General features: G+C 71.7%; 16 protein-coding genes. 11 read left to right on the top strand and 5 right to left on the bottom strand.

Features of this window, described 5'->3' with window-relative positions; all coding sequences use genetic code 11:
• Window positions 1–134: 134 nt before the first annotated feature.
• Window positions 135–1,046: a hydrogen peroxide-inducible genes activator gene (locus HCU73_RS04210; protein WP_168622129.1), complete on the top strand. Its 912-nt coding sequence runs from the start codon at window positions 135–137 to the stop codon at window positions 1,044–1,046.
• Here the strand turns inward: HCU73_RS04210 and cuyB are convergent.
• On the bottom strand, window positions 1,038–1,730 hold the full coding sequence (gene cuyB, locus HCU73_RS04205; RefSeq protein ID WP_168622128.1) for a cysteate racemase: 693 nt from the start codon (window positions 1,728–1,730) through the stop codon (window positions 1,038–1,040). The genes HCU73_RS04210 and cuyB overlap by 9 nt on opposite strands.
• The gene (cuyA, locus tag HCU73_RS04200; protein WP_168622127.1) at window positions 1,727–2,728 is read right to left on the bottom strand and encodes a D-cysteate sulfo-lyase; all 1,002 of its coding nucleotides are present in this window, start codon (window positions 2,726–2,728) and stop codon (window positions 1,727–1,729) included. The genes cuyB and cuyA overlap by 4 nt, the downstream gene beginning before the upstream one ends.
• A 183-nt stretch (window positions 2,729–2,911) precedes the next feature.
• Here cuyA and HCU73_RS04195 point away from each other — a divergent pair, with 183 nt between their 5' ends.
• Together HCU73_RS04195 and HCU73_RS04190 are read left to right on the top strand one after the other, a co-directional pair.
• The gene (locus HCU73_RS04195; RefSeq protein ID WP_168622126.1) at window positions 2,912–4,444 is read left to right on the top strand and encodes an acyl--CoA ligase; all 1,533 of its coding nucleotides are present in this window, start codon (window positions 2,912–2,914) and stop codon (window positions 4,442–4,444) included.
• 95 nt (window positions 4,445–4,539) lie between these two features.
• Window positions 4,540–5,520 (top strand): 2-dehydropantoate 2-reductase, encoded by a 981-nt coding sequence (locus HCU73_RS04190; protein WP_168622125.1) that lies wholly within the window; start codon window positions 4,540–4,542, stop codon window positions 5,518–5,520.
• A gap of 99 nt (window positions 5,521–5,619) precedes the next feature.
• Here the strand turns inward: HCU73_RS04190 and HCU73_RS04185 are convergent, their stop codons facing one another.
• A complete protein-coding gene (locus tag HCU73_RS04185) occupies window positions 5,620–7,515 on the bottom strand; it encodes an amylosucrase (protein WP_168622124.1) in 1,896 nt (631 codons plus the stop codon).
• 174 nt (window positions 7,516–7,689) lie between these two features.
• Here HCU73_RS04185 and HCU73_RS04180 point away from each other — a divergent pair, with 174 nt between their 5' ends.
• Genes HCU73_RS04180 through HCU73_RS04155 form a run of 6 tightly spaced genes read left to right on the top strand, consistent with a single transcriptional unit; the run spans window position 7,690 to window position 18,976 of the window.
• Window positions 7,690–10,086 (top strand): glycogen/starch/alpha-glucan phosphorylase, encoded by a 2,397-nt coding sequence (locus tag HCU73_RS04180; RefSeq protein WP_168622123.1) that lies wholly within the window; start codon window positions 7,690–7,692, stop codon window positions 10,084–10,086.
• A 31-nt stretch (window positions 10,087–10,117) separates the two neighbouring features.
• Window positions 10,118–12,322, top strand: coding sequence for a 1,4-alpha-glucan branching protein GlgB (gene glgB / locus HCU73_RS04175; protein ID WP_210730465.1), 2,205 nt, complete (start codon window positions 10,118–10,120; stop codon window positions 12,320–12,322).
• 45 nt (window positions 12,323–12,367) lie between these two features.
• Window positions 12,368–13,633 carry a glucose-1-phosphate adenylyltransferase gene (gene glgC / locus HCU73_RS04170; protein ID WP_168622122.1) on the top strand — a complete coding sequence of 422 codons (1,266 nt, stop codon included), beginning with the start codon at window positions 12,368–12,370 and terminating at the stop codon, window positions 13,631–13,633.
• Window positions 13,630–15,039, top strand: a complete 1,410-nt coding sequence (gene glgA / locus HCU73_RS04165) for a glycogen synthase GlgA (protein ID WP_168622369.1) — start codon at window positions 13,630–13,632, stop codon at window positions 15,037–15,039. The genes glgC and glgA overlap by 4 nt, the downstream gene beginning before the upstream one ends.
• Window positions 15,039–17,120 (top strand): glycogen debranching protein GlgX, encoded by a 2,082-nt coding sequence (glgX, locus tag HCU73_RS04160; protein WP_168622121.1) that lies wholly within the window; start codon window positions 15,039–15,041, stop codon window positions 17,118–17,120. Before glgA ends, glgX begins: the two co-directional genes overlap by 1 nt.
• Entirely contained in the window at window positions 17,117–18,976 is a 1,860-nt protein-coding gene (locus HCU73_RS04155) for a 4-alpha-glucanotransferase (RefSeq protein ID WP_168622120.1), read from the top strand. Before glgX ends, HCU73_RS04155 begins: the two co-directional genes overlap by 4 nt.
• A 4-nt stretch (window positions 18,977–18,980) precedes the next feature.
• Here the strand turns inward: HCU73_RS04155 and HCU73_RS04150 are convergent, their stop codons facing one another.
• A complete protein-coding gene (locus HCU73_RS04150) occupies window positions 18,981–19,271 on the bottom strand; it encodes a DUF1330 domain-containing protein (protein ID WP_168622119.1) in 291 nt (96 codons plus the stop codon).
• 143 nt (window positions 19,272–19,414) lie between these two features.
• Entirely contained in the window at window positions 19,415–23,038 is a 3,624-nt protein-coding gene (locus HCU73_RS04145) for a hydantoinase B/oxoprolinase family protein (RefSeq protein ID WP_168622118.1), read from the bottom strand.
• 205 nt (window positions 23,039–23,243) lie between these two features.
• On the opposite strand from HCU73_RS04145, the gene HCU73_RS04140 reads away from it, so the two are divergent.
• Together HCU73_RS04140 and HCU73_RS04135 are read left to right on the top strand one after the other, a co-directional pair.
• Window positions 23,244–24,224 carry a TRAP transporter substrate-binding protein gene (locus tag HCU73_RS04140; RefSeq protein WP_239025431.1) on the top strand — a complete coding sequence of 327 codons (981 nt, stop codon included), beginning with the start codon at window positions 23,244–23,246 and terminating at the stop codon, window positions 24,222–24,224.
• A 74-nt stretch (window positions 24,225–24,298) separates the two neighbouring features.
• Window positions 24,299–24,859 (top strand): TRAP transporter small permease, encoded by a 561-nt coding sequence (locus HCU73_RS04135; RefSeq protein ID WP_168622117.1) that lies wholly within the window; start codon window positions 24,299–24,301, stop codon window positions 24,857–24,859.

Raw genomic sequence — 24,859 nt, 5'->3', positions numbered from 1 at the left:
AGCTGCAAACTGTCGTGGCGCGCGTCGCCAGACGGGGCGCCAGCGGCGTGATTCCCCGTTTCCTAGAATGGTTCTAGCAAAGCGGTCCGATTAGGGGAACTTGGATTTCCTGATTTTCCTGATAAGCTGCGCTTATGAACCCGATCACCCTCAAGCAGCTCCGCTACCTCGACGCCCTGGCCCGGCACCGGCACTTCGGGCTGGCGGCCGAGGCCTGCGCGATTTCGCAGCCGGCCTTGTCGATGCAGATCAGGGAGTTGGAGGACAGCCTGGGCGGCGCGCTGGTCGAGCGCGGGGCACGGCCCCTGCGCCTGACCGGCCTCGGCGAAGAGATCGCCGCCCGCGCCCGCGACATCCTGCGGGCGGCCGACGAGCTGGCCGAGGTGGCGCGCGCCCGCCGCGACGGGCCGGGCGGGCGTCTGCGGCTGGGGGTGATCCCGACCATCGCGCCTTACCTCTTGCCGCGGCTGATCCGCGACCTCGCGGCGCGCTACCCGGGGCTGGAGCTGCAGGTGCGCGAGACCCAGACCGAGCGCCTGATCGCCGAGCTGACCGACGGGCGGCTGGACACCGCGCTCCTTGCCCTGCCCGTGTCGGAGCCGGGGCTGGAGGAGGTGGCGCTGTTTTCCGAGACCTTCGTGCTGGTGCGCCCCGAGGCCGAGGCCGCCGCGCCGGTGCCGTCGCCCGAGGCGCTGCCGGACATGCAGCTCCTGCTGCTGGAGGAGGGCCACTGCTTCCGCGACCAGGCGCTGGCGGTCTGCGGCCTGCGCGCGGGCGCGCCGCGGGCCGGGCTCGACGGCTCGTCGCTGTCGACGCTGGTGCAGATGGTGGGGGCCGGCATCGGCGTCACGCTGATCCCCGAGATGGCGGTGGGGGTCGAGACCCGGGGCGCGCCGGTCGCGGTGCAGCGCTTCGCGGCGGGGCGGCCCGCGCGGACGGTGGGGATGCTGTGGCGGCGCAAGAGCCCGCTGGCGCGCGAGCTGCGCGAGGTGGCCGAGCTGGTACGGCAGTCGGCCGAGGCGATGTACGCCGCGGCCTCAGCCTGAGGCGGTGGCGAAGCCGACGATCTCGGACACCAGCACGTCGAGCGTGTCGATCGCCGTGACGCCCGCGGCGACGGCCTCGGGGATCAGGCTGAACTCGGTGCAGGCGATCAGCTGGATCGCGGCGCCCTTGTCCAGAAGCGCCCGGGATGCGGCCCGAAGCGCCCCGCGCGCCGCCTCGTCCGGCCCCGTCGCCTTGATCGCGCGGATGGCGGACAGGAGCGCGGGGCCGTCCTCGGGGTGAACCACGGTCAGCCCCTCGGCGGCCAGCGCCCGGTCGAACAGCCCCACCTTCGCCACGGCGGGCGAGGCTAGGAGCCCGACCCGCGCCCCCGGCCCCGCCGCGGCGCGCGCCGCGCGGGCCGCGGCCGCGACCATGTCGAGAAAGGGGATGGCGACGGCCCCGCGGATGTCGCGCGCGTAGTGGTGCGCCGTGTTGCAGGGCATGGCCAGCGCCTGCGCCCCCGCCGCCTCCAGCCGCCGGGCCATCGCCACCAGCACCGGCGCGGGGTCCGCCCCCGTGCCCTCGATCAGCCGGGCGATGCGGCTGGGCACCTGGCTGTTCTGGTCCACGATCATCGACACGTGGTCGGCGTCGTCGCGGGCGGGCACCGCGGCGATCACCTTCTGCATCAGGAGCACCGTCGCCTCGGGCCCCATCCCGCCGAGGATGCCGACCGTTCTCATCCCCGCGCGAGCGCCCCCTTGTAGGCGAACAGGCCGACCGACCCGCCGGTGTGCAGGAACACGACCCGCTCGCCCTGTTTGAAGCGACCGCTTCGGCACCAGTCGATCAGCCCCGCCGCCCCCTTGCCGGAATAGACGGGGTCGAGCAGGATCCCCTCCAGTTCCGCGAACATACGGATCGCCTCCAGCGTGTCCTCCCGCGGCAGCCCGTAGCCCGCGCCGACGTAGCCGGTATCCGCCACCACGTCCTCGCGCCGGACCACGCCGGGGCAACCCAGCTTCTCGGCCGTCTTGCAGGCGAGGTCGTAGACCATCTGCTCCTGCTTCTCCTTCGGCGCGCGGGTGCCGATGCCCAGCACCGGGATGCCCGCGTTCAGCGCGCACATCCCCGCAACCAGCCCCGCCTGCGTGCCCGACGACCCGGTCGCCGTCACCAGCCGGTCGATCACCAGCCCGCGGTCGTTGACCTGCGCCAGCAGTTCCAGCGCGCAGTTCACATAGCCCAGCGCCCCGGTGGGGTTCGACCCGCCCCCGGGGATGACGTAGACGCGGCGCCCCTTGGCGCGCTCGGCCTCGGCGGCGGCGGTCATCGCAGCCACCATGTCGTTGCCGCCGGGGTGCAGCTCGGTCGTGGCCCCGTGCAGGTGGTCGAGCAGCACGTTGCCGTTCTGGGTGTAGTCGGGGTCCTGGTAGCCGGTGCGGTCCTCCAGCAAGACCTGGCAGGCCAGCCCCAGCTTGGCGGCAAAGGCCGCGGTCTGGCGGGCGTGGTTCGACTGGGTCGCGCCCTGCGTCATCACCATGTCGGCGCCCTCGGCCAGCGCCTCGGCCATCAGGAATTCCAGCTTGCGGGTCTTGTTGCCGCCGGTGGACATGCCCGTGCAGTCGTCGCGCTTGATCCAGATCTCGGGTCCGCCCAGCGCCGCCGACAGCCGGTCGAGCCGCTCCAGCGGCGTCGGCAGATGGGCGAGGAAGACGCGGGGAAAACGGGCGAGATGCATGGGCGGGACTCCGGGCCGTGAGGGTCGCGCGCAGCCTTGCATTCTTTGTCAGCAATTGACAATCGCCGCCGGCGCTGCAAATCCGGCGCTGTTCTCGGACGCGCGCCTCGTCAGCGGCGAGGCGCGGCCTATGTCTTTGGCGGGGTCCGCGGCCAGGGCGCGGATGGCAAGGGAGGAGACGGCATGACGGACACTTTGGCGGCGCTGATCGCGGCGCAGGACGGCGGGGCGCTGGCGATCGGCGCACCGGGGCGCGGCTGGCTCGATTTCGACGGGCTGAGGGCGCAGGGCGCTCGGGTGGCCGAGGCGCTGCACGCCGCGGGCGTGGGCCGGGGCGACCGGGTCGCCATCGTGCTGCCGAACGGGCCCGAGATGGCGGTGGCCTTCGTCACCGTGGCGGGCGTGGCCACGACCTGCCCGCTGAACCCCGCCTACAAGGAAGAGGAATTCGCCTTCTACCTCTCCGACCTCAAGGCCAAGGCAATCATCCTGGCCGCGGGCGAGACCGGCGCGGCCCATGCCGCCGCCAAGTCGCAGGGTCTGGCCATCATCCGCCTGTCCTTCGACGCCGCCGACCCGGCGGGCGTGTTCACCCTGACGGCCGAGGGCAGCGCCGGCACCGCCGACACCGCCGCGCCGGGCGCGGACGACGTGGCGCTGATCCTGCACACCTCGGGCACCACCTCGCGGCCCAAGATCGTGCCGCTGCTGCAGTCGAACGTCGCGGCCTCGGCGCGCCACATCGGGGCGTCGCTGGCGCTGACGCCGGCGGACCGCTGCCTGAACGTGATGCCGCTGTTCCACATCCATGGGCTGATCGCGGCGGTGTCCTCGTCGCTGGCCGCCGGCGGGTCGGTCTGGTGCGCGCCCGGGTTCGACGCGATGAAGTTTTTCGGCTGGATGGAGGAGGCGCACCCGACCTGGTACACCGCCGTCCCGACCATGCACCAGACCATCCTCGCGCGCGCCTCGCGCAACGCCGAGACCATCAAGAAGATCCCGCTGCGCTTCCTGCGGTCGTCCTCGGCCTCGCTGCCGGGGCCGGTGATGGAGCAGCTGGCCGCCACCTTCAACGCACCCGTGATCGAGGGCTACGGCATGACCGAGGCCGCGCACCAGATGGCGTCGAACCCCCTGCCGCCCCGCGCGCAGAAGCCGGGCTCGGTCGGCGTCGAGGCCGGGCCGCTGGTCCGGGTCGCGCACGAGATCGAGAACCGGCTGGTCGAGGGCGTGGGCGAGATCGTGATCTCGGGCCCGAACGTGACGCCGGGCTACGAGGGCAACCCCGAGGCCAACGCCAAGAGCTTCTTCGAGGCCGAGGGCCGGCGCTGGTTCCGCACCGGCGACCAGGGCCAGTTCGACGACGAGGGCTACCTGACCCTGACCGGCCGCCTGAAGGAGATCATCAACCGCGGCGGCGAGAAGGTGTCGCCGCTGGAGGTGGACGGCGTCCTGTCGGCGCATCCCGCCGTGGCGCAGGTGGTGACCTTCGCCATCCCGCACCCCAAGCTGGGCGAGGAGGTGGGCGCGGCCGTGGTGCTCAAGGAAGGCGCCGAGGCGACCGAGGCGCAGATCCGCGAGTTCGCGGGCGAGCGGCTGGCCGCCTTCAAGGTGCCGCGCAAGGTGGTGATCCTGTCCGAGATCCCGAAAGGCGCGACCGGCAAGCTGCAGCGGATCGGCCTGGCCGAGAAGCTGGGGCTGACCGAACAGGCCTGAGCCGCGCCAAGGTTTGGGGGCCCTGCCCCCAAGCCCCCGGCGCAGTTCAGGAAAGATGAAGACAGGGGGCGAGGCGTAGGCCCCGGGGGGACAGCATGAAGATCTGCATTTTCGGCGCCGGCGCGATCGGCGGCTACATGGGCGCGAAGCTGGCCGAGGCGGGGGCCGAGGTGAGCCTCGTCGCCCGCGGCCCGCATCTGAAGGCGATGCAGGAGAAGGGCCTGACGCTCATCGAGGAGGGCGAGACAAAGACCTTCAAGGTCAACGCCTCGGACGACGCGGCGGCGCTGGGGCAGCAGGATTACGTCATCGTCACGCTCAAGGCGCATTCGGTGCCGCCCGTGGTGGGCCGGATGCAGCCCCTGATCGGGCCGGACACGACCATCGTGTCGGGCGTGAACGGCGTGCCGTGGTGGTATTTCCACAAAATCGGCGGCCCGCTGGAGGGCACCCGGCTGGCGTCGGTCGACCCCGGCGACGCGCAGTGGGACGGCTTCGGCCCCGACCGCGTGCTGGGCTGCGTGGTCTACCCGGCGGCCGAGGTGATCGAGCCGGGCGTGGTCAAGCACATCGAGGGCAACCGGTTTTCGCTGGGTGAGCCTGACGGGTCGAAATCCGACCGCGCGGTGCGGCTCTCCGAGGCGCTGGGCAAGGCCGGGCTCAAGGCGCCGGTGCGGCCGCGGCTGCGCGACGAGATCTGGGTGAAGCTCTGGGGCAACCTGTCGTTCAACCCGATCTCGGCGCTGACCCACGCGACGCTGGATGTGCTCTGCACCGACCCAGGCACGCGGGCGGTCGCGCGCAACATGATGCTCGAGGCGCAGGAGATCGCCGAGAAGCTGGGCGTCAAGTTCCCCATCGACGTGGACCGCCGCATCGACGGCGGCGCGGCGGTGGGCGCGCACCGGACCTCGATGCTGCAGGATCTCGACGCCGGCCGGCCGATGGAGATCGACGCGCTGCTGGGTTCCGTGCAGGAACTGGGGCGCGTGACCGAGACGCCGACGCCCACCATCGACACGGTGCTGGCGCTGGTGACGCTCAGGGCGCGGGTGGCGGGGCTCTACGGCGCCTGAGGGCGGCGTTTTCCTCGAAGAAAACGGCTTGGGAAAACGCGCGTTTTCCCAGCCAGAAAGCTGCAGCTTTCCGAGGCGAAAAACTGCAGTTTTTCGCGCCTACCGCAACCAGACCCGCGCATAGGGCGGCAGCGGGATCATGCCGTTGCCATCCCCCGCCGGCGCCATCGACAGCGCGTCGAACATCTCCGACGCGCCCTGCGCCCGCGCCCAGTCGACCGACAGCGCCTGCCAGCGTTCGGTGAAGTTGAACAGCCCGAGCAACGCCCCCGTCGGCGCGCGCCGCGCAAAGGCGAACAGCGCGGGGTTGCCCGTCTGCAGGATCTCGGTCGGATTGCGCGCGTGCAGCTCCCGCGTCGCCGCGCGGCGCGCCATGATCTCCCGGATCCCGGCATGAAGCCGCCCCGCCACGCTGCCGGGCTCGGCCTGCGCGCGGGCGGCAAGCTCCCAGTCCATCCGCGGCCGGTGCAGCCAGCGGCTGTCATGGGCCTGCTCGGGCACCTCGCGGTAGCCGTAATCGTTCAGCATCCCCAGCTCGTCGCCCATGTAGACCAGCGGGATGCCCCCGTAGCTGGCGATCAGGGCGTGGCCCATCAGCACCCGGTCGATGGCCCGGTCGAGCGCGACCGGGTCGCCCGCCGCCAGCGCGCGCTCGACCCCCGCCAGCGACGCGCAGGTGCCGCTGATCCGCTTGTCGCCGGTGTCGGGGTCGTGCTGGAACAGCTCGCCCGCCGAGAAGCTGCCCGGAAACACCCCCTCGTAGAAATCCGACAGGAAGGCCCGGTGCAGCCGCCCGTCGAGGCCCACCGCCGCCGCGTCGGCATCCGTCACCGCCCAGCCGATGTCGTCGTGGCAGCGCAGGTAGTTGGCATAGGTCGCGTTGTTCAGGACCGGCGGGAAATGGGTGCCCATCACATGGGTCATCAGCCGCGTGTCGCGGGCCGCCAGCGCCGACCAGACCTGCACCATGAGCGAGTTGTGATAGGCAAGGTTCCCCTCCTTGCCGTCATGCTCGCCGCGGCCGAGGTAGGGCAGCATCTCCTCGGGGCCGACGATGGCCTCCTCCAGATGGATCACCGCGGGCGCGACGATGCGGGTGACGGCGCGCAGGGCCTGCAGGATCATGTGGCATTCGGGTTCGGACTGGCAGCGCGTGCCGAGCCGCTTCCACAGGAAGGCCACCGCGTCGAAGCGCAGCACCTCGACCCCCCGGTTGGCGAGGAACAGCATCACCTCGGCCATCTCCAGGAACACCTGCGGGTTGGCCCAGTTCAGGTCCCACTGGTGTTCGTTGAAGGACGTCCAGACCCAGCGGCCCATGTCCTCATACCGGGTGAAGTTGCCGGGCGCGTGCGCCGGGAACACCTCGTGGGCGGTCTCCTCGTAGGCGTCGGGCAGCGTGCGGTCGGGAAAGGTCACGTAGTAGTCGAGGAAGGCCGGATCGCCCGCGCGGGCGGCCTGCGCCCAGGCGTGCTCCTTGGCGGTATGGTTCAGCACCAGGTCGATGCAGACGCTGATCCCGCGGGCGCGGGCGGCGGCGACGGTGTCCTCGAACTCCTGCATCGTGCCGAGTGCGGGGTCGATGGCGCGGTAGTCCTGCACCGAGTAGCCGCCGTCGCTGTCGCCGGGCCGTGGTTTCAGGCAGGGCATGAAATGGACATAGGTCACGCCCAGCCCGGCGAGGTAGTCGAGCCGGTCGCGGACGCCGCGCAGGTCGCCGGCGAAGCGGTCGATGTAGATCACGTAGCCGACCCGGTCGGGGCGCTGGAACCAGTCGGGTTCGAGATCGCGCTGCAGGTCCAGCCGCTTGAGCGCCGGGGCGCGGGCGGCCCAGGCGGCGCGCATCGCCGCCTCCAGCCGGTCGCGGAACCCGGCATAGCCGGGATGGGTGCCATAGAGCCGCTCCAGCATCGGCCACAGGTCGTCGTGGCTGCGGGCGGCGCGGAGCGCGTAGAGATCGGCGTCGGTGACGGCGGGGGAGTCGGGCAGGGTCATGCCGGACAGAACAATCCCGCCCGCCCGGGGGATGCAAGGGCCTTGACGCCGGGCGCCCGGGCGACATTCTCGGCCCGGTCGACACGGATGTGCCAGAGGGTTCCCAAAGCGCTTTCACTTTCGGGGTCACAGGAGTAGTTAGCGCTAACGCGCTCCAGTCATCGAGGCAGGCACATGACCTACCAGGACGCCCGCACCCCGGGCCTGCAGGACGGCATCCTGCATCACCTGACCTACACCATCGGCAAGGACGCGGCCCACGCGACGCTGCACGACTGGCGGCTGGCCCTGTCCTTCGCGGTGCGCGACCGGATCGTGGACAGCTGGTTCGCCTCGACCCGCGCCAGCTACGAGGCCGGCGCCAAGCGGGTCTACTACCTGTCGATGGAATTCCTGATCGGCCGGCTGCTCGGCGACGCGCTGGTCAACCTGCGGCTGGACGGCGAGGCCAAGGCGGCGGTCGAGGGGCTGGGCCTCGACTTCGACGCGGTGCTGCACGACGAACCCGACGCGGCGCTGGGCAACGGCGGCCTCGGGCGGCTCGCGGCCTGTTTCCTCGAATCGCTCTCGACGCTGGCCTGCCCGGCCATGGGTTACGGCATCCGCTACGAGCACGGCCTGTTCCGCCAGAGCTTCGACAACGGGCGGCAGGTCGAGGCGCCCGAGACCTGGCTGCAGCAGCGCCATGTCTGGGAATTCGAGCGCCCCGAGGCGGCCTATTCCATCGGCTTCGGCGGCCATGTCGCCGAGCAGGACGGCCGCATGGTCTGGACCCCCGCCGAGGCGGTGCTGGCCGAGGCCTACGACACCCCCGTCGTCGGCTGGGAGGCGCGCTGGACCAACACACTGCGGCTCTGGGCCGCGCGCGCGATCGACCCGCTGGACCTTGCCCGCTTCAACCACGGCGACCACGTCGGCGCGGCGGTGCCCGAGATGCTGGCCCGCGCGATCAGCCGCGTCCTCTACCCCGACGACACCACCGAGGCCGGCAAGGAGCTGCGGCTGAAGCAGGAATACTTCTTCACCGCCGCCAGCCTGCACGACATCCTGCGCCGCTTCGACAGCGAACACGGCGACATCCGGCTCCTGCCCGAAAAGGTGGCGATCCAGCTGAACGACACCCACCCCGCCATCGCGGGGCCGGAACTGGTGCGGCTGCTGCACGACACCCGCGGCCTGCCCTTCGACGAGGCCGTCGACATCGCCCGGCGCACGCTGAACTACACCAACCACACGCTGCTGCCCGAGGCGCTGGAAAAATGGCCGGTGCCGCTGATGGCCCGCCTGTTGCCGCGCCACATGATGCTGATCGAGCGCATCGACGCCGACCACGCCGCCCGCTTCCCCGCCCGCGCCACCCATGCCGTGGCCGATGGCGAGGTGAACATGGGCGCCCTCAGCTTCATCATGGCGAACCGCGTCAACGGCGTCTCGGCGCTGCACACCGGGCTGATGAAGCAGACGGTGTTCGCCGACCTGCACGCCCTGCACCCCGGCCGGATCGTCAACCAGACCAACGGCGTGACGCCCCGGCGCTGGCTGCACGCCTGCAACCCGCGGCTGGCCGGGATCATCACCGGCACCATCGGCGAAGGCTGGATCGGCGATCTGGAGCGGCTCGCCGAGCTGGAGCCGCACCTGGGCGACGCGGGGCTGCAGCAGGCCATCGCGGGCGCCAAGCGCGCCAACAAGGCCGACCTGGCGGACTGGATCGGGGCGACCCACGGCCTGTCCGTCGACCCCGACGCGATGTTCGACGTCCAGATCAAGCGCATCCACGAATACAAGCGCCAGCACCTCAACATCCTCGAGGCGGTGGCGCTGTGGCAGGCGATCCGCGCCAACCCCGACGCGGGCTGGACGCCGCGGATCAAGATCTTCGCGGGCAAGGCGGCGCCGGGCTACGTCTTCGCCAAGAAGATCATCCGCCTGGTCAACGACGTCGCCGCCGTGCTGAACGCCGACCCGGTGACCAGCCGGTACCTCAAGGTGATCTTCCTGCCCAACTACAACGTCACCCTGGCCGAGCGGCTGATCCCGGCCGCCGACCTGTCGGAACAGATCTCGACCGCCGGCAAGGAGGCGTCGGGCACCGGCAACATGAAATTCGCCCTGAACGGCGCGCTGACGGTCGGCACGCTGGATGGCGCCAACGTCGAGATCCGCGACCACGTCGGGGCCGAGAACTTCTTCCTCTTCGGCATGACCGCCGAGGAGGTCGTCGCCCGCCGCGCGGTCGAGGGGCACGCCGGCCAGGCCATCGCCGCCGACCCGCGGCTGGCCGCGGCCCTGGCCGCGATCCACGACGGCGCGGTCTCGCCCGGCGACCCGACGCGCTACCACGACATCACCGGCAACCTGCGCGGGCCCGACTATTTCCTCGTCTGCTCGGATTTCGCCGACTACTGGCGCGCCCAGCGCGAGGTCGACGCGGCCTACCGCGACGCGGCCCACTGGACGCGGATGGCGGCGCTGAACACCGCGCGGTCGGGCTGGTTCTCGTCGGACAGGACGATCCGCGGCTACATGGCCGAGATCTGGGGCGCCGCGTCGCTGGGGCCGCGCGCTTGACCTGTCCCGGGGCTCCTGTAGCGTCGGGGGCATGACGACCGGACCCGACAGCGCGCTGGCCGATCACCTCCCCGGGGAGATCGCGGCCGCCATCCTGTCGGGCCGCTGCACCGACCCCTTCGCCGTGCTCGGGCCGCACCGCATCGGGGGGGCGCGCTGGGTCGTCGCCTTCGACCCCGGCGCGGCCGCGATGGCGGCGCTCGTCGGCGGCGAGACCGTGGCCCTGTCCCCCATGCCGGACGCCCCCGGCCTCTTCGCCGGCCCTGTGCCGGGCGACGGTCCCTACCGCTTGCGCGGCACCGCCGCGGACGGCGCCAGCTGGGAGACGGAGGACGCCTACCGCTTCGGCCCGGTGCTGGGCGAGATCGACGAATACCTGATCGGCGAGGGCACCCACCACGCGCTGTGGCACGCGCTCGGTGCCCATGTCATCGACCACGAGGGCAGCCGCGGCACCCATGTCGCGGTCTGGGCGCCCAACGCGCGGCGGGTGTCGGTGGTGGGCGACTTCAACGGCTGGGACGGGCGCCGCCACGTGATGCGCAAGCGCGGCGCGACCGGCGTGTGGGAAATCTTCCTGCCCGGCCTCGGCGAAGGGACGGTCTACAAGTACGAGATCCTCGGCCCCGAGGGGCAGCACCTGCCGCTCAAGGCCGACCCGGTCGGCTTCGGCTCGCAGCACCCGCCGCAGACCGCCTCGGTGGTGCGCGACATCACCGGCTACGGCTGGCGCGACGCAGGCTGGATGGTCACCCGCGCGGCCGCCAACGCGCGCACCGCGCCGATCTCGATCTACGAGGTGCAGCTGGGGTCGTGGCGGCGCAAGGACGGCGGGCGCCCGATCTCCTACCGCGAGGCCGCCGAGGAGCTGGTGGGCTACGCCGCCGAGATGGGGTTCACCCACCTCGAGCTGCTGCCGGTCAGCGAATACCCCTTCGACGGGTCCTGGGGCTACCAGCCCATCGGGCTTTACGCCCCAACCATCCGCTTCGGCCCCCCGCACGAGTTCCGCGACTTCGTCGATGCCGCCCACAGCGCGGGCCTCGGCGTGATCCTCGACTGGGTGCCGGGCCATTTCCCGACCGACGCCCACGGCCTCGGCCGCTTCGACGGCACCGCGCTCTACGAGCACGCCGACCCCAAGGAAGGGTTCCACCGCGACTGGAACACGCTGATCTACAACTACGGCCGCCGCGAGGTGAAGAACTACCTGATCGCCAACGCCCTGTATTGGCTGGAGGAATACCACATCGACGGGCTGCGCGTGGATGCGGTGGCCTCGATGCTCTACCGCGACTATTCCCGCGCCCCGGGCGACTGGGTGCCGAACATCCACGGCGGCAACGAGAACCTCGAGGCCATCGCCTTCCTGCAGGAAATGAACGTCGCCGCCTACGGCGCGCACCCGGGCATCATGACCGTGGCCGAGGAAAGCACCTCCTTCCCCAAGGTTTCCGCGCCGGTCGACGCGGGCGGCCTCGGCTTCGGGTTCAAGTGGAACATGGGCTGGATGAACGACACGCTGCGCTACATGGCCGAGGATCCCGTGTACCGCCGCTACCACCACGACAAGGTGACCTTCGGCCTGCACTACGCCTTTTCCGAGAACTTCGTCCTGCCGATCAGCCATGACGAGGTCGTGCACGGCAAGGGCTCGATGTACACCCGGATGCCGGGCGACCACGCGGCCAAGCTGGCCAACCTGCGCGCCTACTACGGCTTCATGTGGGGCCATCCGGGCAAGAAGCTCCTGTTCATGGGGCAGGAGTTCGGGCAGCAGGCCGAATGGAACCACGACGCCCAGATCGGCTGGCACCACCTGGCCGACCCGGGCCACGCCGGCCTGCAGCGGCTGGTGCGCGACCTCAACACGCTCTACCGCGGCCTGCCCGCGCTACACGTCAAGGACTGCGAGGCCGACGGGTTCCAGTGGCTGCAGGGCGGCGACGCCGACCAGTCGGTGATCGCCTGGATCCGGCGCGGGGGCCCCGGCGACACGCCCGTGGTAATGGTGACCAACTTCACCCCGGTGGAGCGCAAGGGCTACCGCCTCGGCCTGCCCCACGCGGGGCCCTGGCGCGAGATCCTGAACACCGACGCCGCGCTGTACGGCGGCGGCAACCGCGGCAACATGGGCGAGGTCGCCGCGCGCGACGGGGCCAGCCACGGCCAGCCCGCCCATGCCGAGATCTACCTGCCCCCGCTCACGACGCTGTTCCTGGCACCGGGGGACTGACACCGCGCCGTGGGGAGCGGCGCAAAAGAGGGAGGACGAACGACCATGGCTGGACCATCCCAGAGGCTTGTCGCACGCTCGATGGCCTTCGTGCTGGCGGGCGGGCGCGGCAGCCGCCTGATGCAGCTGACCGACAAGCGGGCGAAACCCGCCGTCTATTTCGGCGGTAAGAGCCGGATCATCGACTTCGCGCTGTCCAACGCGCTGAACTCGGGCATCCGCAAGATGGCGATCGCCACGCAGTACAAGGCCCACAGCCTGATCCGCCACTGCCAGCGCGGCTGGAACTTCTTCCGCGCCGAACGCAACGAATACCTCGACATCCTGCCGGCGTCCCAGCGCGTGGACGAGGTGCACTGGTACCAGGGCACCGCCGACGCGGTGTTCCAGAACATCGACATCGTCGACAGCTACGACGTCGATTACGTCGTCATCCTGGCGGGCGACCACATCTACAAGATGGATTACGAGGTCATGTTGCGCCAGCACGTCGACAGCGGCGCCGACGTCACCGTGGGCTGCCTGACGGTGCCCCGGTCCGAGGCTCATGCCTTCGGCGTCATGGCGATCGACGCGAACGACCGCATCACCAGCTTCCTCGAAAAGCCCAAGAACCCGCCCGGCACGCCCGAGAACCCGGATGTGACGCTCGCCTCCATGGGCATCTACGTGTTCAACTGGCCGTTCCTGCGCGACCTGCTGGCGCGCGACGCCGAGGACCCGACCTCGAAACACGACTTCGGCGGCGACCTGATCCCGCAGATCGTGGCCGGCGGCAAGGCGATGGCGCACCGCTTCGAGGCGTCCTGCGTCCGCCATTCCGCCGAGGCGCCGGCCTACTGGCGCGACGTGGGCACGGTCGACGCCTACTGGAAGGCCAACATCGACCTCACCAGCTTCACGCCCGAGCTGGACCTGTGGGACACCAACTGGCCGATCTGGACCTATTCCGAAAGCGTCCCCCCCGCGAAATTCGTCCATGACGAGGCCGACCGCCGCGGCAGCGCGGTGTCCTCGATGGTGTCGGGGGGCTGCATCATCTCGGGCACCGAGGTGCGGGAATCGCTCCTGTTCACCCGCGTCCACACCAATTCCTACTCGCAACTGGTCCGCGCCGTGGTGCTGCCCGACGTGGTGGTGGAACGCCACGCCCGGCTGAAGAACGTGGTCATCGACCGCGGCGTCCGCATCCCCGAGGGGCTGGTGGTGGGCGAGAACCCGGAAGAGGACGGCAAGTGGTTCCACGTCACGCCGGGCGGCGTGACGCTGATCACCGCACCGATGGTGGAGGCATGGCTGGCCGCGAAATGATCCGGGTCCTTTCCGTCACCTCCGAATGCGCGCCGCTGGTCAAGACCGGGGGGCTGGCCGACGTGGCGGGCGCCCTGCCCGGCGCGCTGGCGCCCCTTGGGGTCGAGATGCGCACCCTCCTGCCCGGCTATCCCAGGGTGATGGCCGCGGTGGGCAGGGGAAAGGCCGTGCTGGAGGACCCCGACCTGTTCGGCGGCCCGGCCCGGGTGATCGCGGCCCGGGCCGGCGGCCTCGACCTCCTCGTCCTCGACGCCCCCCACCTCTTCGGGCGGGAGGGGGCGCCCTACAACGGCCCCGACGGCCGCGACTGGCCCGACAACCCCGAACGCTTCGCGGCGCTCGGCTGGGTCGCGGCCGAAATCGCGGGGGGCGCGCTGACGGACTGGCAGCCGCAGGTGCTGCACTGCCACGACTGGCAGGCGGGCCTCGCGCCCTGGTACCTGCGCGACCGGCATCCGCAGGCGCCGGTCGGCAGCGTGCTGACGATCCACAACATCGCCTTCCAGGGCCTCGCCCCCGGCGACCGGCTGGCCCGCCTGCGCCTGCCGCCCGACGGGATGACCCCCGGCGGCTTTGAATACTGGGGCAACATCAGCGCGCTCAAGGCGGGCCTCGTCGCCGCCGACCGGATCACCACCGTCAGCCCGACCTATGCCGACGAGCTCCTGACGCCCGAGTTCGGCATGGGCATGGAGGGCGTGCTGCGCGCCCGGCAGGACGTGCTGTCGGGCATCCTGAACGGCGTCGACCTCGACGCCTGGACGCCGTCCTACAAGACCCCCGCGGGCAAGCGCCGCTACACCGCGCGGCTGCGCGCCGCCATGGGCCTGCCCGCGGCGGACGGGCCGCTCTGCGTCGTGGTCTCGCGGCTGACGCACCAGAAGGGGCTCGACCTGCTGCTCGAGGCGCTGCCGCGGCTTCTGGACGAGGGCGGGCAGCTGGCGCTGCTGGGCTCGGGCGAGCCGGGACTGGAGGCCGCCTTCCGCACTGCCGCCGCCCGGCACCCGGGCGTGGCCGTCACCTTCGGCTACGACGAGGCGCTGGCCCGCCTGCTGATCGAGGGCGGCGACGCCATCCTCGTGCCCTCGCGCTTCGAGCCCTGCGGCCTGACCCAGCTTTACGGCCTGCGCTTCGGCACCCTGCCGCTGGTGGCCTACACCGGCGGGCTGGCCGATACCGTGATCGATGCCTCGCCCGCGGGCCTGCGCGCCGGCGTCGCCACCGGGGTCCAGTTCCACCCGGTCAGCGCCGCCGCCCTCAGCCGCGCCTTCGACCGGCTCTGCGCGCTTTACAGGCAGCCCGATCTGTGGCTCAGGATGCAGCGCAACGCGATGCGCCACCCGGTCGGCTGGGACCAGTCGGCGGCCGAGTACGCCGCACTCTATGACGGCCTGATCCGGACCTGATGACCACGAGACACGCGATTTCCGCCGGGCGCGCCGCGCCGCTCGGGGCCACGTTCGACGGCGAGGGCGTGAACTTCGCCGTGTTCTCGGCCCATGCCACGCGCATGGTGCTGTGCCTGTTCGGCGAGGACGGCCGCGAGGTCCAGCGCCTCGACCTGCCCGAGCGCGACGGCGACGTCTGGCACGGCTACATCGCGGGGCTCCGGCCCGGCCAGCACTACGGCTACCGCGCGCACGGGCCCTATGCGCCCCACGAGGGGCACCGCTTCAACCCCAACAAGCTGCTGGTCGATCCCTACGCCCGGGCGCTGACCGGCCACCCGGTCTGGCACGACGCGCTCTACGGCTACGACCCCGCGCGCGGCGACCTGAGCTTTTCCACCGCCGACAGCGCGCCCTACGTGCCGCGCGCGGCGGTGGTCGACCCGGCCTTTTCCTGGGGCGCCGACCGCCCGCCCGAGACCCCGGTCGAGGACAGCGTGATCTACGAGGCCCACGTCAAGGGCCTGACGCGCCTGCACCCCGCCGCCACGCCGCGGGGCAAGTTCCTCGGCCTTGCCTCGGACCCGATGCTGGAGCACCTGACGCGCCTCGGCGTGACGGCGGTGGAGCTTCTGCCGGTGCAGGCCTTCGTCGACGACAAGTTCCTGCACGACAAGGGGCTGACCAACTACTGGGGCTACCAGACGCTCGGCTTCTTCGCCCCCGATCCGCGCTACCTGCAGGCGGGCGACATCTCGGAGTTCCAGCAGATGGTCGCGCGGCTGCACGCCGCCGGCATCGAGGTGATCCTCGACGTGGTCTACAACCACACCTGCGAAGGCGACGAACGCGGCCCCACGCTCGCCTTCCGCGGGCTCGACAACGCCAGCTACTACCGCCTCGCGCCGGACCGGCGGCACTACGTCAACGACACCGGCACCGGCAACACGGTGAACGTGGATCACCCCATGGTGCTGCGGATGATCATGGATTCGCTGCGCTACTGGGTGGAGGTGATGCATGTCGACGGCTTCCGCTTCGACCTCTGCGCCACGCTGGGGCGCACGGCCACGGGCTTCGACCCCGGCGCGTCCTTCTTCGACGCGATCCGGCAGGACCCGGTCCTGACCCGCGTCAAGCTGATCGCCGAACCCTGGGACGTGGGCCCGGGCGGCTACCAGCTGGGTGCCTTTCCGCCGCCCTTCCTGGAATGGAACGACCGCTACCGCGACACGGTGCGCGCCTTCTGGCGCGGCGACGCGGGGCAGGCGCCGCGGCTCGCCGACCGGCTGACCGGCTCGGCGCGGCAGTTCGACCATTCGGGCCGGCCCGCGACGTCCTCGGTCAACCTCGTCACCGCCCATGACGGCTTCACGCTGGCCGACGTGGTCAGCTACGCCCGCCGCCACAACGAGGCCAACGGCGAGGGCAACCGCGACGGGCACGGCGAGAACGTGTCCGACAACATGGGCGTCGAGGGCCCCACCGCCGACCCCGCGATCCGCGCGGCCCGCGCGCGGCGGGTGCGCAACATGCTGGCGACGCTGCTCCTGTCGCAGGGCACGCCGATGCTGCTGGCGGGCGACGAGATCGGCAACACCCAGTCGGGCAACAACAACGCCTACGCCCAGGACAACGAGATCGGCTGGGTCGGCTGGGACGCCCCCGACATGGGGCTGGCGGGCTTCGTCGCGGCGCTGGTCGCCTTCCGCAAGGCACACCCGATCCTGCGGCAGAAACGGTTCCTCCACGCCCGCGAACGCGCCGTCGACGGCCTGCCCGACCTGTTCTGGTGGCGCGAGGACGGGGCCGAGATGACGCCGGCCGACTGGCAGGACGGCGGCCGCCGCGTGCTGTGCGTGGAAAAGCGCACGGCGGCGGGAACGCCGGCCTATGCCGCGCTCGAGACGGCGCTGTTCCTCGTGTTCAACGCCGGCCCCGAGGTCCGCGTGACCCTGCCCGCCTGCCCGCAGGCGCGGCGCTGGGTCTGCCGTATCGACACCAGCGCCTCCGACCCCGCGGTCGACCGCCCCGCCGCCGGCGCGGTCGCCTGCCCGGCCGAGGCCGTGCTCGCCTTCGTGCTGGAGCCCGCCCCATGAGCGACCCGATCGGCGCGCTCGCCGCCGCCCTCGGCATCCTGCCGCGCTACACCGACCAGATGGGCGGGGTGCGCGAGACCTCGCGCGACACCGCGCTGGCGCTGATCGCGGCGCTGGGGGTGGACGCCGGCACCGAGACGCAGGCCGCCGACCGCCTCGCCGCGCTGCAGGCCGGGGAAGCGGCGCGCACCCTGCCCCGCCACATCGTCACGACACCGGGGCGGCCGACGCGGCTGCCCGCCGATCCGGGCGACTGGGCGCTCCTGCGCGAGGACGGCAGCGAAACCGAGGGCCGCGGCCCCGACCTGCCCGCCCTGCCCCTCGGCCTCCATGTCCTGCGCGCGGGCGGGCAGGAGACGACGCTCCTGACCGCCCCCCCGGCCCTGCCGCTCCCGCCCCGCGGCTGGGGCATGACCGCGCCGCTCTGGGGTCTTGCAGGCCCCGACCGGCCCGGCTTCGGCGACTACGACGACCTGCGGCGTACCGGCGTCGCGCTGGCGGCCAGCGGCGCGGGGTTCCTCGGGATCAACCCGATCCACGCCGGTTTCCCGACCGAGGCGGGCTGGGCCAGCCCCTATTCCCCGTCGCACCGCCGGCGGCTGAACCCGCTCCACATCGCCACCGGGCCGGGCGTGGCGGCGGGGCCGCTGGTGGATTACGCCGCCGAGATCCCGGCCAAGCGCGCCGCGCTCCGGGCGCTCTACGCCGGGGCGACGGACAGTCCGGGCTTCGACCTCTGGGTCGCCATGGAGGGCCCGGACCTCACCCGCTTCGCCGCGCACCAGGCCCTGTCCGAGCGCCACGGGCCGTTCTGGACCGACTGGCCCGCCCGGTTGCAGGACCCCACCACCGCCGTGGCCGGCGTGCCGCCCGACGAGATCCGCTACCACGCCTGGCTGCAGTGGATGGCGCACAGCCAGCTGACGCTGGCGCAGATGGGCCTGACCGCGGCGGGGATGCGGCACGGCCTCTACCTCGACCTGGCCGTCGGCACCCACCCCGCCGGGGCCGAGACCTGGACCGACCGCGAAAGCTTCGCCGCCGGCGTCTCGCTCGGCGCGCCGCCCGACGCCCTCGGCCCCGAGGGGCAGACCTGGACACTTGCCCCCCTCAACCCCCTGACGCTGGCCGCCGGGCACTACCGCACGCTGGCACAGACGATCCGCCAGCCCCTCCGCTACGCGCGGCTCCTCAGGATCGACCACATCCTCGGCTTCGACCGCGCCTTCTGGGTGCCGCCCGGCCTGCCCGGCGCCTATGTCCGGATGCCGCGCGACGCCATGCTGGCCGTGGTGCGGATCGAGGCGGCGCGCGCGGGCGCCACCATCGTGGGCGAGGATCTGGGCAACATCCCCGACGGGCTGCAGGGCGCGCTGGCCGAGGCGGGCATCCTCGGCTGCCGGCTGATGCAGTTCGAGCGGGACGGGGCGGGCCGGGCGACGCCGCCCGAGGGGTATCCGGCCCTGACGCTGGCGTCCTTCGGCACCCACGACCTGCCCACCATGGCGGGCTGGGCCGACGGCGGCGACATCCGCGCGCGGCATGGCATCGGCCGGATCGGGGCCGAGGTCGCCGCGCGCGAACTGGCGCAGCGGGCGCGCGAGGGGCAGGCGCTGGCCGAGGCGGCGGGCGGGGCCGACGCGGGCGCGCTGCATGGGGTTCTGGCGCGGACGGGCTCCACCCTCGTCGCGGTGCAGGCCGAGGACGTGCTGGGCGTGGCCGAGCAGACCAACCTGCCCGGCACCATCGACGACTACCCCAATTGGCGCCGCAAGCTGCCAGTGGCGGGCCCCGCGCTGGCCCGCGACCCGCGGCTCCACGCCGTGGCGGCGCAGATGCGGGACGCGGGGCGCTAGACCGTCACTCGGTGCCTTCCACCACGAGGATCACGCTGTCGGCGGTGCGGCGGCGGATGTCGGCGACCTCCTGGTAGTCGGGGTCGTTGTAGGCGGCCAGCGCCGCCTCGTAGCTCGGGAACTCGATGACCACGTGGCGCATCAGGGTCTCGCCCTCCATCACCTGCGCCTGCCCGCCGCGGACGATGAAGCGCCCGCCCAGGGCCTGCAGGATCGGCGTGTCGCGGACGACGTATTCCTTGTAGGCCTCGGGGTCGCGGACGGTGATGTGGCCGATGATGTAGCCCTTGGGCATGGGGTGCCTCCCTCTGGTGAGATGTGGCCCCCCTTGTGCGGCGCGGGGCGCGCGCGCACAAGCCGGGGCGGCGGAAAACCCGGGTTTTCCGCACGGGAAACCTCGAGGTTTCCCGTGCGTTTTCCTCGAGGAAAACGCCGCGCTCAGGCGGCGCCGTAGCCCCCGGCGGTCGGCGTGACCACCGTCACCGCCTCGCCCGGTTCCAGCACGGTCTGGTCGCAGGCGTTCAGCACCTGCACCGTCCCGTCGTTCCGCCGGACAAACGTTTTGCCCACCTGCCCGTCGCCGCCGCCCGCGATGCCGCGCGGCGGCGCCGCCCGGTGCGAGGACAGGATCGCGCAGTCCATCTTTTCGAGGAACCGCAGCCGCCGTTCCGTCCCGTCGCCCGCCGGAAACGCGCCCTTGCCGCCCGAGCCCTGCCGCAGCCCGAACTGCTCCAGCAGCACCGGGAACCGCATTTCCAGCACCTCGGGGTCGGTCAGCCGCGAGTTCGTCATGTGCACATGCACCCCCGACGTCCCCGCGAAACCGCGCCCGTTGTTCATCACGCCCGCGGGCGAACCCGAGCAGATCGTCTCGTAATACTGGTAGGTCGCGTTGCCGAAGGTCAGGTTGTTCATCGTCCCCTGGCTGTTCGACAGCGTCCCCAGCGCGCCGAAGATCGCGTTGGTCACGTGCTGCGAGGTCTCGACGTTGCCCGCCACCACCGCGCGCGGATAGGCGGGTTTCAGCATCGAGCCCTCGGGGATGATGATGCGGATGGGCCTGAGGCACCCGGCGTTCATCGGGATCGGCGCCTCGACCATCACGCGGAAGCAATAAAGGACCGCGGCCCGCGTCACCGGCTCGGGCGCGTTGAAGTTGTTCTCCATCGCGGGGCTGGTGCCGGTGAAATCCACCGTCGCCTCGCGCTTGTCACGATCCACCGTGATCTTCACGCGGATGACCTGACCGGTGTCGGTCGGGTACTCGTATTCGCAATCCTCGAGCCGCCCGAGCAGCCGCGCGACCTCCTCGGCCGCGTTGTCCTGCACATGGCCCATGTAGGCCTGCACGGTCGGCAGCCCGAACTCGGCCACCATCCGGCGCAGCTCCGCCGCGCCGCGCTCGTTGGCGGCGATCTGGGCCTTGAGGTCGGCGATGTTCTGGTCGGGGTTGCGGGCCGGGTACGGGTGGTCGGTCAGCAGGTGCCGGAGCGCCTCTTCCCGGAACGTACCCTGTTCGACCAGCACGAAGTTGTCGAACAGCACGCCTTCCTCGTCCACGGTCTTGGCCAGCGGCGTCATCGACCCCGGCGCGGTGCCGCCCACGTCCGCGTGGTGCCCGCGGCTGGCGACCCAGAACAGGATCGTCTTGCCGTCATCGCCGAAGACGGGCGAGACCACGGTGATGTCGGGCAGGTGCGTGCCGCCGTTGTAGGGCGCGTTCAAGGCGAACACGTCGCCCGGCCGGATGCGCCCCGCGTTCAGCCGGATCACGGTTTCCACGCTGCGGTCCATCGAGCCGAGGTGCACCGGCATGTGCGGGGCGTTCGCCACCAGCGCCCCGGTCGCGTCGAACACGGCGCAGGAGAAATCCAGCCGTTCCTTGATGTTGACCGAATGGGCGGTGTTCTGCAGCGCCACGCCCATCTGTTCCGCGATGTTCATGAAGAGGTTGTTGAACACCTCGAGCAGGATCGGGTCGGCCTCGACCGTGCCCGCGGCGGAGGTGCGGGCCATCTTCTCGTGGCGGCGCATCAGGATGTCGTCGCGCGGGGTCAGCTCGGCAGTCCAGCCGGGTTCGACCACGACCGTCTGGTTCGGCTCGATGATGAGGGCGGGGCCGCGCACCCGGTCGCCGGGCGACAGGGCCTCGCGCGGGTAGACGGCGGCCTCAACGGTCTTTCCGCCACAGAACACCGGCACGCGCCGGTCGCTGTCGGCGGCGCGGGAGGTCGCCTCGGCCACGGCGCTGGCGCCCTTCTCGTGCGCGGCCTCGGTCATCTCGACCTCGACGGCCTCGACGGTCACGGGTTTATCGGGGCTGACGAAACCGAACTGCGCCTTGTGCGCGGCCTCGAACTCGGCGCGGGCGGCGGGCGCGTCGCCGGACCAGACCACGGGCAGCGCCGTGTCGGTGCCGGCGTAGCGCAGGTGCAGACGCGTCACCGCACCCGCGGCCTCGGGGTCCACGCCCTGCTCCGACAGCTCGGCCGCGACGGCGGCCCGCAGATCGGCAGCGAGGCGGTCGATGGCGGACAGGCTCTGCTCGCCCAGCGGCTCCACCAGCGCCTGCTGGCGGCTGGCCGACACGGTCGCCCGCCCGATGCCGTAGGCCGACAACAGGCCCGAGAGCGGGTGGATCAGCACCGCCTCCATCCCCAGCGAATCCGCGACCAGGCAGGCGTGCTGACCCGCCGCGCCGCCGAAGGCGTTCAGCAGGTACTTGGTCACATCATAGCCGCGCTGCACGCTGATCTTCTTGATCGCGTTGGCCATGTTCTCGACCGCGATGGTCAGGAAACCCTCGGCCACCTCCTCCGCAGTCTTGCCCTCGGCCGCGGCGATCTCGGCGAACTTCGCGCGGACGACGTCGGCATCCAGCGCCTCGTCCTGCCCCGGCCCGAAGACCTTGGGGAAGAACTCCGGCCGCAGCTTGCCCAGCATCACGTTCGCATCCGTCACCGTCAGCGGCCCGCCGCGGCGGTAGCAGGCGGGGCCGGGGTTCGCGCCCGCCGAATCGGGGCCGGCCCTGAACCGGCCGGGATCGGCGTGCAAGATCGACCCGCCGCCCGCCGCGACGGTGTGAATCCGCATCATCGGCGCGCGGATGCGGACGCCCGCGACCTCGGTATCAAAAGCGCGCTCGTAGTCGCCCGCGAAATGCGCCACGTCGGTCGAGGTGCCGCCCATGTCGAAGCCGATCACGCGGGAAAACCCGGCATCGGCCGCCGTCTCGACCATGCCGACCACGCCGCCCGCGGGGCCGGACAGGATCGCGTCCTTGCCCTGGAACTTCTCGGCCGCGGTCATGCCGCCCGAGGACATCATGAACTGCAGCGTTGGCCCCGGCTCACCCGCCGGCGTCGCGCCCAGCGCGTCGGCCACGCGGGCGACGTAGCGGCGGAGAATCGGGGACAGGTAGGCGTCGACCACGGTCGTGTCGCCCCGGCCCACCAGCTTGACCAGCGGGCTGACCTCGTGGCTGACGGACACCTGCGCAAAGCCCATGCCGCGCACCAGCTCGGCCAGCGCGGCCTCGTGGGCGGGGTTCTTCCACGCATGCATCAGAACGATGGCGACCGCCTCGATCCCGTCGGCCTTGGCCTCGGCCAGCGGCCCGCGCACCGGCTCCGCGTCCAGCGCCAGCTCCACGCTGCCATCCGCCCGCAGCCGCTCCTCGACCTCGACCACCCGCTCGTAGAGCTGTTCGGGCAGCACGATCTCCTTGGCGAAGATGTCGGGCCGCGCCTGGTAGGCGATGCGCAGCGCGTCGCGGAAGCCCTTGGTGATCAACAGAATCGTCCGGTCGCCCTTGCGCTCCAGGAGCGCGTTGGTTGCAACCGTGGTGCCCATCTTGACCGTGCCGATCCGCGACGGGTCGATGGCGCCGCCCAGCAGGCGCCGGATGCCCTCGATCGCGGCGTCGGCATAGGCCTCGGGGTTCTCCGACAACAGCTTCAGCGGCGTCAGCGACCCGTCCGGCGCGCGCCCCACCACGTCGGTGAAGGTGCCGCCACGGTCGATCCAGAAATCCCAAAGCGCGGGCGCCGTCGCATGTGCCATCTGTCGTCTCCCTGCTGGTCCTGCCGCCCGTTTTCCGGGCGGTCCGGCGGGCGGCCCGGGCCGTCCCCCACATTCCAATGACATTTTGTTGACAAATTGTCGATGACTGGTCAAGCTCAACCTTACGCCGGGTCAACAAGAGCCCGGGCCACCCCCGTCCCGGCGCCAGACCAGCCCCGGGGCCACCAACACGGGAGACACACCGATGACCCTTTCCCTCCGCAGCCTCGCGCTTGCCACCGCGCTCGGCGCGCTGGCCCTGCCCGCCGCCGCCCAGACCGCATGGGACATGCCCACCCCCTACGGCGACAGCGTGTTCCATACCGCCAACATCATCCAGTTCGCCGACGAGGTCCGCGAGGCCACCGGCGGCCAGCTCGACATCACCGTGCATTCCGCGGGCTCGCTGTTCGGCCACCCCGAGATCAAGGACGCCGTCCGCCGCGGCCTCGCGCCCATCGGCGAGATCCTCTTGTCGCGGCTCGCGAACGAGAACCCGGTGTTCGAGGCCGATTCGATCCCCTTCCTCGCCGACAGCTACGCCGACGCCCGCGCCCTGTGGGAGGCCTCGCGCCCCGCGGTCGAGGCGCTGCTGGCCGAGCAGGGCCTGACGCTCCTCTACGCCGTGCCGTGGCCGGGCCAGTCGCTCTACCTGAACGAGGAGGTCACCGACCCCGCGGCGCTGCAGGGCGTGACCTTCCGCGCCTACAACACCGCGACGGAACAGCTCGCCAACATCCTCGGCATGGTGCCGACCCAGGTCGAGGCCGGTGACATCCCCACCGCCTTCGCCACCGGGCGCGTTGCCGCGATGATGACCTCGCCCTCCACCGGCGTATCCTCGCAGGCCTGGGACTTCACCAGCGTCTACGTAGACGTGAACGCCTGGCTGCCCAAGAACGTCGTGTTCGTGAACACCGACGCGCTGAACGCCCTGCCGGAAGACCAGCGCGCCGCGCTGCTCGAGGCCGCCGAAATCGCCGAGATCCGCGGCTGGGCGATGTCCGAGGCCGAGACGGCGAGCCAGATCGCGACCCTCGCCTCGAACGGCATGACCGTCGTGCAGCCCTCCGAGGCGCTGTCGGCCGCGCTGGCCGCCGCCGGCGAGCAGATGACGACCGAGTGGCTGGCGCGCGCCGGCGACGCGGGCGCCGCGATCCTCGAGGCCTACCAGGCCGCGCAGTGACGCCAAACGGGGGCCGGGCCTGATCGCCCGGCCCCTTCTCCATCCGGCAATCCGCAGTCCCCCGGGAGGCGCCCATGCGACGCTCGCTCGACCTTGTCTATGCCTCGGCGCTGGTCGCCTCGGCCGCGGCGCTTGTCGCCATCGCCGTCCTCGTCTTCCTGCAGATCGGCGGCCGGATCCTCGACCGGGTGCTGGTCGCCACGGGGGCCGAGGCCCTCGGCTTCCAGATCCCGTCGCTGGCCGAGATCGGCGGCTTTCTCTTCGTCGGCGCGGCCTTCCTCGCCCTGCCCGCCACGCTCCGGGCCGCGGGCCATGTACGGGTGACGATGCTCGCCCGCGCCCTGCCCCCGCCGCTGGCGCGCGGCCTGACGGTCGTCGTCCTCGCCGCGGCGCTGGGGCTGGCCGCCTTCGCCACCTGGCACAGCGCCGCGCAGGTTTTCGACAGCTGGAAGTTCAACTCGGTCTCCTTCGGCATGATCCGCATCCCGCTCTGGCTGCCGCAGGGCGCCATGACCGCGGGCCTGGGCCTCTTCGCGCTGGCGCTGCTCGACGAGCTGGTGACCGCGGTCACCGGCCGCGACCCCGCCTTCCTGGCCGCCGAGGGCGCGCGCTCCATCGACGAGGGGGGGCACTGA

The sequence above is a fragment of the Roseicyclus persicicus genome, from assembly GCF_012395815.1.
GTDB classification, from domain to species: domain Bacteria; phylum Pseudomonadota; class Alphaproteobacteria; order Rhodobacterales; family Rhodobacteraceae; genus Roseicyclus; species Roseicyclus persicicus.
This window is presented reverse-complemented; position numbering and strand designations above follow the sequence as displayed.